Source organism: Streptomyces sp. NPDC003036 (assembly GCF_040611175.1).
GTDB lineage: Bacteria > Actinomycetota > Actinomycetes > Streptomycetales > Streptomycetaceae > Streptomyces.
In genome coordinates this window covers 1-7,747 of the sequence record NZ_JBEXNO010000083.1, presented here as the reverse complement: position 1 = coordinate 7,747, position 7,747 = coordinate 1, and the positions used below count along the sequence as shown (strand labels likewise).

At 72.0% G+C, this 7,747-nt stretch carries 10 protein-coding genes and 6 tRNA genes; 8 read left to right on the top strand and 8 right to left on the bottom strand.

Going from position 1 to position 7,747, the window contains the following annotated elements:
* Window positions 1-79 precede the first annotated feature (79 nt).
* From ABZX67_RS33000 to ABZX67_RS32980, 5 genes are all read right to left on the bottom strand, one after another.
* Window positions 80-151: transfer RNA gene (locus tag ABZX67_RS33000), tRNA-Val, on the bottom strand.
* A 41-nt stretch (window positions 152-192) separates the two neighbouring features.
* A tRNA-Val gene (locus ABZX67_RS32995) sits at window positions 193-264 on the bottom strand.
* Between the two features lie 34 nt (window positions 265-298).
* A tRNA-Val gene (locus ABZX67_RS32990) sits at window positions 299-370 on the bottom strand.
* Window position 371: 1 nt separating this feature from the next.
* Window positions 372-445: transfer RNA gene (locus ABZX67_RS32985), tRNA-Cys, on the bottom strand.
* A 35-nt stretch (window positions 446-480) separates the two neighbouring features.
* Window positions 481-553 (bottom strand) — tRNA-Gly (locus tag ABZX67_RS32980).
* A 145-nt stretch (window positions 554-698) separates the two neighbouring features.
* Between ABZX67_RS32980 and ABZX67_RS32975 the strand changes: the two genes are divergently transcribed.
* The 4 genes from ABZX67_RS32975 to ABZX67_RS32960 all read left to right on the top strand — a co-directional run bounded on the left by ABZX67_RS32975 (window position 699) and on the right by ABZX67_RS32960 (window position 4,220).
* On the top strand, window positions 699-1,754 hold the full coding sequence (locus ABZX67_RS32975) for a chorismate-binding protein (protein WP_355368393.1): 1,056 nt from the start codon (window positions 699-701) through the stop codon (window positions 1,752-1,754).
* Window positions 1,751-2,563, top strand: coding sequence for an aminodeoxychorismate lyase (locus ABZX67_RS32970; protein WP_355368390.1), 813 nt, complete (start codon window positions 1,751-1,753; stop codon window positions 2,561-2,563). Before ABZX67_RS32975 ends, ABZX67_RS32970 begins: the two co-directional genes overlap by 4 nt.
* 33 nt (window positions 2,564-2,596) lie before the next feature.
* On the top strand, window positions 2,597-3,445 hold the full coding sequence (locus ABZX67_RS32965) for a GNAT family N-acetyltransferase (RefSeq protein WP_355368387.1): 849 nt from the start codon (window positions 2,597-2,599) through the stop codon (window positions 3,443-3,445).
* A 121-nt stretch (window positions 3,446-3,566) separates the two neighbouring features.
* Window positions 3,567-4,220: a 1,4-alpha-glucan branching protein gene (locus tag ABZX67_RS32960; RefSeq protein ID WP_355368384.1), complete on the top strand. Its 654-nt coding sequence runs from the start codon at window positions 3,567-3,569 to the stop codon at window positions 4,218-4,220.
* A 10-nt stretch (window positions 4,221-4,230) separates the two neighbouring features.
* On the opposite strand, the gene ABZX67_RS32955 is transcribed toward ABZX67_RS32960, so the two are convergent.
* Window positions 4,231-4,764, bottom strand: a complete 534-nt coding sequence (locus ABZX67_RS32955; protein ID WP_355368381.1) for a DsbA family protein — start codon at window positions 4,762-4,764, stop codon at window positions 4,231-4,233.
* Between the two features lie 146 nt (window positions 4,765-4,910).
* Between ABZX67_RS32955 and ABZX67_RS32950 the strand changes: the two genes are divergently transcribed.
* Both ABZX67_RS32950 and ABZX67_RS32945 read left to right on the top strand, forming a co-directional pair.
* Window positions 4,911-5,339 (top strand): hypothetical protein, encoded by a 429-nt coding sequence (locus ABZX67_RS32950; RefSeq protein ID WP_355368396.1) that lies wholly within the window; start codon window positions 4,911-4,913, stop codon window positions 5,337-5,339.
* A 104-nt stretch (window positions 5,340-5,443) separates the two neighbouring features.
* Window positions 5,444-5,596 carry a hypothetical protein gene (locus ABZX67_RS32945; RefSeq protein ID WP_355368378.1) on the top strand — a complete coding sequence of 51 codons (153 nt, stop codon included), beginning with the start codon at window positions 5,444-5,446 and terminating at the stop codon, window positions 5,594-5,596.
* A gap of 7 nt (window positions 5,597-5,603) precedes the next feature.
* Here ABZX67_RS32945 and ABZX67_RS32940 read toward each other — a convergent pair whose 3' ends face one another.
* A complete protein-coding gene (locus tag ABZX67_RS32940; protein ID WP_355368375.1) occupies window positions 5,604-6,164 on the bottom strand; it encodes a CGNR zinc finger domain-containing protein in 561 nt (186 codons plus the stop codon).
* 297 nt (window positions 6,165-6,461) lie between these two features.
* A complete protein-coding gene (locus ABZX67_RS32935; protein WP_003959770.1) occupies window positions 6,462-6,875 on the bottom strand; it encodes an SsgA family sporulation/cell division regulator in 414 nt (137 codons plus the stop codon).
* A gap of 190 nt (window positions 6,876-7,065) precedes the next feature.
* Between ABZX67_RS32935 and ABZX67_RS32930 the strand changes: the two genes are divergently transcribed.
* On the top strand, window positions 7,066-7,530 hold the full coding sequence (locus ABZX67_RS32930; RefSeq protein ID WP_355368372.1) for a TIGR02611 family protein: 465 nt from the start codon (window positions 7,066-7,068) through the stop codon (window positions 7,528-7,530).
* A gap of 51 nt (window positions 7,531-7,581) precedes the next feature.
* Window positions 7,582-7,656 (top strand) — tRNA-Val (locus tag ABZX67_RS32925).
* Window positions 7,657-7,747 lie beyond the last annotated feature (91 nt).

Below are 7,747 nucleotides of genomic sequence, written 5' to 3'. Positions count from 1 at the left end.
GCGACGGTCCTGAAACGCTGGGCCACGCCCGCCTGGAAGACGGCCCGGCCGCGAGACGCGGCCGGGGCTCCGGACGGTGTGGACGATACTGGGATTGAACCAGTGACCTCTTCCGTGTCAGGGAAGCGCTCTCCCGCTGAGCTAATCGTCCTCGGGACCATGATCCGAAACATCGGGATCATGGGCACTGCGTGCGCGATACTGGGATTGAACCAGTGACCTCTTCCGTGTCAGGGAAGCGCTCTCCCGCTGAGCTAATCGCGCGGGGGATCCGAAGATCCGGGATCCGAAGATCCAGTGGACGATACTGGGATTGAACCAGTGACCTCTTCCGTGTCAGGGAAGCGCTCTCCCGCTGAGCTAATCGTCCTTGGAGGTGGAGACGGGATTTGAACCCGTGTAGACGGCTTTGCAGGCCGTTGCCTCGCCTCTCGGCCACTCCACCCGGAGTGCAGGGGGTCGGGAAGATCCCCCACGTCGAGCGGACGACGAGATTCGAACTCGCGACCCTCACCTTGGCAAGGTGATGCTCTACCAACTGAGCCACGTCCGCTTGTCGTTTCCGTTTCGCTTTCGCGTCCCGGCGACGTGTTGAACTCTAGCGGATTCCCGGGCCAGTACAAAAACGCGTTTGCCCAGCGTGCTGCCCTGACCTCGCCCGGCGCCGTCCCACCGGCCCCCGCCATAGACTCGCAAGCGTGCACGACCTCGCTCCTCTGGCCCGCTTCGGCGGCCTCCTCGCCACCGACCTGCGGGATGTCACCAGTGACCCCGAGGCCCTCGACTCGACCGGCTTCTGGGCCGTCAGCGCCGACTTCGAGGGCCGCCTGACCTGCGCTCGCTTCGGTGACGTCCGTACGGCCCCGGTCCCCGCGCCCGTCCCCGGCGCCTGGCGCGGACCCGCGGCCGGCGACTGGACGTCGTCGCTCGACCGCGCCGCGTACACCGCGGGCGTCCGCAGGATCCGGGAGCACATCGCGGCGGGCGAGGTCTACCAGGCCAACCTCTGCCGGGTGCTCTCCGCGCCCCTGCCGGACGGCGCCGCCGACGTCGACGCGCTCACCGCGCTCCTCGCGCGCGGCAACCCCGCGCCGTACGCCGGAACGATTCGTCTTCCGGCCCACGGCGTGGAGATCGCCACCGCGTCCCCCGAGCTCTACCTGCGGCGCGACGGCCGCACCGTCGAGTCCGGCCCGATCAAGGGCACCGGCCGCACCCCCGAGGACCTGCTCGACAAGGACCACGCCGAGAACGTGATGATCGTCGACCTGGTCCGCAACGACCTGGGCCGCGTCTGCGCCACCGGATCGGTCACCGTCCCCGCCCTCTGCGCCGTCGAGGCACACCCCGGGCTCGTCCACCTGGTCTCCACCGTGCGCGGCGAGCTCGCCCCGCGAGCGGGCTGGAAGGAGCTGCTGGACGCCACCTTCCCGCCCGGCTCCGTCACCGGCGCCCCCAAGTCCAGCGCCCTGCGGATCATCGAGGCGCTGGAGACGGCGCCCCGCGGCCCGTACTGCGGCGGCATCGGCTGGGTCGACGCCGACCGCGGCACCGGGGAGCTCGCCGTCGGCATACGCACCTTCTGGATCGACCGCACGGACGGCGGAAGCGTGCTGCGCTTCGGCACCGGCGCGGGCATCACCTGGGGCTCGGACCCCGAGCGCGAGTGGGCCGAGACCGAACTCAAGGCCTCCCGGCTGCTCGCGGTAGCGTCGGGGACGTACGAGGCGAGCGGAAGGACCATCGGAAAATGAAGCTGTGGGTCGACGGCGGGCTGCGTGACGCGGACACCGCCCGGATCTCCGTACTGGACCACGGCCTGACCGTGGGCGACGGGATCTTCGAGACGGTCAAGGCGGAGGACGGCCGCCTGTTCGCGCTCGACCTCCACCTCGACCGGCTCACCCGCTCCGCCCGCGGCCTCGGCCTGCCCGACCCGGACCTCGACGAGGTGCGCCGCGCCTGCGCCGCCGTCCTGGAGGCCAACCCCATGCCGCTCGGGCGGCTGCGCATCACCTACACCGGCGGCCTGTCCCCGCTCGGCTCCGAGCGCGGCGACACCGGGCCCACCCTGATCGTCGCCCTCGGCGAGGCCAAGCGCCGGCCCGACACCACGGCCGTGATCACCGTCCCCTTCACCCGCAACGAACGCGGCGCCCTCACGGGCCTGAAGACCACCTCGTACGCCGAGAACGTCGTCGCCCTCGCCAAGGCCCACGCCGGGGGCGCCTCCGAGGCGCTCTTCCCCAACACCGTCGGACAGCTCTGCGAGGGCACCGGCTCCAACGTCTTCGTCGTCCTCGACGGGCAGCTGCACACCCCGCCGCTCGCCTCCGGGTGCCTCGCCGGCATCACCCGAGCCCTGACCGTGGAGTGGACCGGCGCCCAGGAGACCGACCTGCCGATGGACGTCCTGCAGAGCGCCGAGGAGATCTTCCTGACCTCCACCCTGCGCGACGTCCAGGCCGTCCACCGGGTCGACGGGCGCGACCTGCCCGGCGCACCCGGGCCCGTCACCGCCAAGGCCATGCGGATCTTCGCGGAGCGTGCCGCGCAGATGTGAGCCCCCGGTCGCGGGGTGGGTAGGAACCAGCTGATGACCACCACCCTGCGGCCGACCGGACCGCTCCAGCAGGCCCCCGACGGCGTGCGCTCACGCGCGTACGACATCTGCGTGAACAGCCGTCCCGTCGGCGCGGTCGAGCTCGCCACCCTGCCCGGCTTCGGCACGGCGATCGGCACCGTCCGCTCGCTGCGCGTCGACGAGCCCGACCGGCGGCGGGGCCGCGCCACCGTGGCCGCGCTCGCCGGCGAGGAGGTCCTGCGGGGGTGGGGCTGCCGCCAGATCCAGGTCGCCGTCCCCGTCGAGGCCACCGTCGCTCTCCGCCTGACCGAAGCCCTCGGCTACACCGAGCGCGGCCGCACCATGGCCAAGGAGCTCACCGGGCCGCCGCCCCCGCTGCCCGGGAACGGCGTGACGGTGAGGCCGATGAGCGAGGCCGAGTTTCAGGAGTGGTACGCCACGGCCGAGGAGGCCTTCGCCCGCGAGTGGACCGCGCGCGGTGTACCGGAGGCCCAGGCCAGGGCGGCGTCCGAAACCAGCCACCGCACGAGCCTCCCCGACGGCCTCGCCACCGAGGGCACCGCCTTCCACGTGGCCGTACGCGACGGCGGCACGGTCGCCGGCCACATATGGACCGGCCGGCGCGCGCCGGACCCCGGCGGCGAGCCGGTCGCGTACGTGTACGACATCGAGGTCGCCGAGGGCCACCGCGGCCAAGGCTACGGACGGGCCCTGATGCTCGCCGCCGAACGGACCGCCCACGCCTGGGGACTGCGCCGCATCGGCCTCCACGTCTTCGCGGGCAACACCCCGGCGGCCCGCCTCTACGAGTCGCTCGGCTACGCCACGACGCACGTGCATGCCTTCAAGCCCCTGCTCTAGGGCTGTTTCATGGCCGGCTGCTTCATGGCCGGAGCGGGGCTAGGCAGCCGGTGAGGCCGCGGCGTACCTTGTGGATCTTGGTACGTACCCGCCCGACCGCCCGACGAGGAGAGTCCACGGCATGGCCGTTATCCACCAGACCACCATCACGCCGAGCAAGCTGGAGATGCTCACCTCCTGGCTGCCCTCACGCCCGTGGTACCGCGCAGGGGAGGGAGAACCGCGGCTGACGAAGGCCGGCGGTTTCCGGCTGGACGACCCGGAGGGCGAGGTCGGCATCGAGTTCATGGTGGTCACCGATGCCGCGTCCGGCGCGGCCCCGGCTTGCTACCTGGTGCCGCTCACCTACCGCGGCGCCCCGCTGGAGGGCGGGGAGCACGCGCTCGTCAGCACCGCGGAGCACGGGGTGCTCGGCAAGCGATGGGTCTACGACGGCTGCCACGACCCGGTCCTCGTCGCCCAGCTGCTCGCCCTGATCGAGGGCCGGGTCCAGGCCCAGGCCCAGAGCATCAGCGACGCCGTCGACGAGGAGGTCGCCCGCTCGTTCACCGGCGACGGCCCGGTCCCGGCAGATCTGACCACCGTCGTCGACCACCGCGACCGCACCGAGCTGTCCGCGCCGGACGGCACGACGCTCCTCCTGCACCGGATCCTCAGCCCCGGTTCCGACGGTCCGGCGGACCTGCCCGAGGGGGCCGTCGGCCATGTCGCGGGCGCCTGGGAGCTGCCGGACGGCAGCCGGGCGCGGGGCCTGGTCGCCGTCCTGCGGGGCTGAGAGCGGCGGCCTAGGCCTGGGCCAGGAGACGGTCGGCGATCCCTTCGATGCGCTCGCGCAGACCCTCCTGGCTCTTGCCGCCGTCCAGCCGCTCGCCCCCGATCACGTACGTGGGCGTGCCCGTGACGCCGATCGCCTTGCCCTCGGCCTCGTCGGCGTCGACGATCAGCAGATGCCGGCCGTCGATCAGCGCCGTCTCGAACTCCTCGGCGTCCAGGCCCAGTTCCGCCGCCACCTCCAGCAGCAGCGGCTCGCCCCGCGACGCCAGCTCCTCGGTCCTGGCCAGCACCGCTTCCGCGTACGGCCAGCCCTTGCCCTGCTCCAGCGCCTCCTCGGCGGCCTGCGCCGCCGCGTAGGCGTGCTTGTGCCGCTCCAGCGGGAAGTGCCGCAGCCGCACCTCCAGCCGGTCGCCGTAACGGGCCCGCAGGGCGCGCAGGTCCTCCAGCGCGGCGTGGCAGTCGGGGCACTGGAGCTCGCACCAGACGTCGAGGACGACGGGGTCGGCGGTGTGATCGGCGGTGCGGTCGGTGGTGGAGTCGCTCATGAGGCCAGTCTTCCAGCAGGAACCGCGCGCTCCCAACCCGGAGATCTCCCTGAGGTTGGCCGGTCGCCATGGCCGCCGGGTGCGTGCCCGGTGCAGGATGGAAGGGACGTACGACCCCGCCCACCGCCCAGGCCCTGGAGGACCGGATGCTCGCCGAGACCGTTTGCTCCGCCGTATCGGCGGCAGGGCTGGGCATCGCGGCCATCACCGCGTACCGCAGGCGGTTCCTCGCCGCCGCCCGTATCGCCGCCTACGCGCTTGTCCCGCTCGGGCTGGTGATGACCGGCGCCGTGGAGTGGCTGGCGGGCACGGCCTTCAGTCCGGTGGCGTGGGCCGGCTTCGGCGTGCTCGGGGTGGCGTGGCTGCTGTTCACGACCACCAGGGCCGTCGAGCGGCGCAGGGCCGGCAGGCGCGCGCAGCCGGACGCGGTCGCGCCGGCCGCGTCGGCGCCCTCCTTGGGTACCGGCTCCGGCGCGGGTACGGGTACCGCCACCGGTCGTCGCCCGGCCGGGAAGTCCGGCTCCGCCGACGACTTCAGCGACATCGAGGCCATCCTCAAGAAGCACGGCATCTGACGGGCCGCTGAGGGGAGCCGAAGCATCCGGCGTCCCCCACAAGCGTGTTGATGAGGGTATTCCCCGATCAGCGGGACCCCGGTTGCGCCATCATCGGGCCCGAGATGCTGGATACCTCGCGGGAGCGTCCCCCCGCCACCACGAAAGAGCCGCGCGGCTGCCTCTTCGCGCTGTCCCAGCCCCCGCTGATGATCTTCCTCGGGGTGATCGGCGGCCTGCTGCTCATGGCCGCGGTCCACGACCTGTTCCTGCTGTGACTCCGGATCAGCCGGTCGTGGCTTCCTTGCGGCGGGCCCGGTACGCCGCCACATGCAGACGGTTACCGCAGGTACGGCTGTCGCAGTAGCGGCGGGAGCGGTTGCGGGACAGGTCGACGAAGGCCCGCCCGCAGTCCGGTGCCTCGCAGCGCCGCAGGCGCTCCCGCTCGCCCGCGACCAGGATGAACGCGAGGGCCATGCCGCAGTCGGCGGCCAGGTGGTCGGCGACCGACGCGCCCGGCGCGAAGTAGTGCACGTGCCAGTCGTAGCCGTCGTGGTCGGTGAGCTGCGGCGTGGTGCCGGCCGCGGCCACCAGCTGGTTGATCAGCTCGGCGGCGGCATGGGCGTCGGGCGCCGCGAACACCTCGGCGAACCGTTTCCGTACGTCCTGCACCGCCTTCAGATCCCGCGCGTCGAGCTCGTCGACGCCGCTCACGTCGTGGCTTCGTACGAACGCGTACAAGGCGGCGACGTCCCCGAGTGTGTCGTCCCGCCCGCCCTCGGGCGCCGTGTTCATCAGGTCGACGACGGTGTCGAGGGCGATCCGGGTGTCGTGGGGGATCAGCACGTATTCCGCTCCGCTCCCTGGCCTGATGCCGCGGGCGGGCGCCCGCCGCATGTGGCGCCGACTCTAGCGGCTCGTGCGCGCCGCGCCGGATGCGTGCCGGTTTCGTACCGGCTCGCATGGGGGAGCGGGCGGAACGCGACCGCGCCGCCACGGCGGTGGTTCCACCGTGACGGCGCGGTGTCCGTCCTGTACGGCCTGTCGGTGGCCGTGTGGGGTTGTCCGCGCGGCGCCGTCGCCCCGAGTCGGACGGCGCCGTGCGGCTCTCGGCCTGGCTCAGCCGCTCAGCTCGTCAGCCGGTCAGCTTTCGGCCAGGATGTGCGAGAGCTCCGTGTCGAGGTCGAAGTGTCGGTGCTCGGTGCCCGGGGGGACGGCGGCGTCGGTCCGCTTCAGGAACGACTCCAGGGCCCTCGCCGGGGCTTCGAGCAGGGCTTCTCCCTCCGGGGAGCTCAGCGCGATGCAGACGACGCCCTGGCCGTGACTGCGAGACGGCCAGACACGGACGTCGCCGGTTCCGGTGGGGCGGTGCAGCCCCTCGGCGAGAAGGTCGCGGGCGAACACCCACTCGACCGTCTCCTCGGCTCCGGTGTGGAAGGTGGCGTGCACGGCATAGGGATCGGCCGTGTCATACCGCAGGCCCGCCGGTACAGGCAGTGAGGACTCGCTCGATACAACGAGGCGCAGGTGCAGCTCGCAGCTGACCGTGGTGTTCATAAGCGCCAGGGCCTTTCGCTCAGTGTGCGCTCGGGGATTCGCACGTCGGCGAAATCGACATGCCACCTACGGTGCCGTTGTAAACCCCTCTGTCTGTTTTGTGATGGTTGAGCTCGCTCGTACGGCGGTGTGTAACCGGTGGTTATACGGCCATTCCGGTGTCGGCGTCCCGTCCGGTAGGTTGGGCCTCATGAAAGCGGAGAGTGACGAGCGGAGGAGGGGCGCCGAAGCGGCGGCTCCGACACCCGCCACGGGGGACGTGACGAGCGGCGAGGCCGCCGAACCGGAGCTCGGTTCGCGGGCGCCAGCCTTCATCAAAGCGCGGCGCACGCTCCACCTCAGCTGGCAGGTCGGCGTCTTCGTCGTCGGCCTCGCGGTGGTCGGGGCGGGCGTCGTCATGCTCCCGCTGCCGGGCCCGGGCTGGGTGGTGATCTTCGGCGGCATGGCGATCTGGGCCACCGAGTTCGTCTGGGCCCAGCTGGTGCTCCGCTGGACGAAGCGGAAGGTCACCGAGGCGGCGCAGCGCGCCCTCGACCCGAAGGTACGCAGGCGCAACATCATCCTCACCACCATCGGTCTGGTGATCATCGCGGCGCTCGTCGGCGTCTACGTCTGGAAGTACGGCATCATCATGCCGTGGAGGATCCCGCGCTGATCAGGTGGTCGGAGGCACCTGCTGACATGCGGTAATGTTTGCGGTGCGCCCGGGCGATTAGCTCAGTGGGAGAGCGCTTCGTTCACACCGAAGAGGTCACTGGTTCGAACCCAGTATCGCCCACCACCCGGACCGGAGGCCCGGAGACGTGATCACGTCTCCGGGCCCCCCCGGGTGCGCCGGGGGCGCGCGCCGGGCGCGCCACCGGCCCCCCCGC

Bases quoted from the DNA above. Each gene is read 5' to 3' on its own strand.
- ABZX67_RS32970 (WP_355368390.1), top strand. From the start codon at position 1,751: ATGAAGCTGTGGGTCGACGGCGGGCTGCGTGACGCGGACACCGCCCGG.
- ABZX67_RS32965 (WP_355368387.1), top strand. From the start codon at position 2,597: ATGACCACCACCCTGCGGCCGACCGGACCGCTCCAGCAGGCCCCCGAC.
- ABZX67_RS32960 (WP_355368384.1), top strand. From the start codon at position 3,567: ATGGCCGTTATCCACCAGACCACCATCACGCCGAGCAAGCTGGAGATG.
- ABZX67_RS32955 (WP_355368381.1), bottom strand. From the start codon at position 4,764: ATGAGCGACTCCACCACCGACCGCACCGCCGATCACACCGCCGACCCC.
- ABZX67_RS32950 (WP_355368396.1), top strand. From the start codon at position 4,911: ATGCTCGCCGAGACCGTTTGCTCCGCCGTATCGGCGGCAGGGCTGGGC.
- ABZX67_RS32945 (WP_355368378.1), top strand. From the start codon at position 5,444: ATGCTGGATACCTCGCGGGAGCGTCCCCCCGCCACCACGAAAGAGCCG.
- ABZX67_RS32935 (WP_003959770.1), bottom strand. From the start codon at position 6,875: ATGAACACCACGGTCAGCTGCGAGCTGCACCTGCGCCTCGTTGTATCG.
- ABZX67_RS32930 (WP_355368372.1), top strand. From the start codon at position 7,066: ATGAAAGCGGAGAGTGACGAGCGGAGGAGGGGCGCCGAAGCGGCGGCT.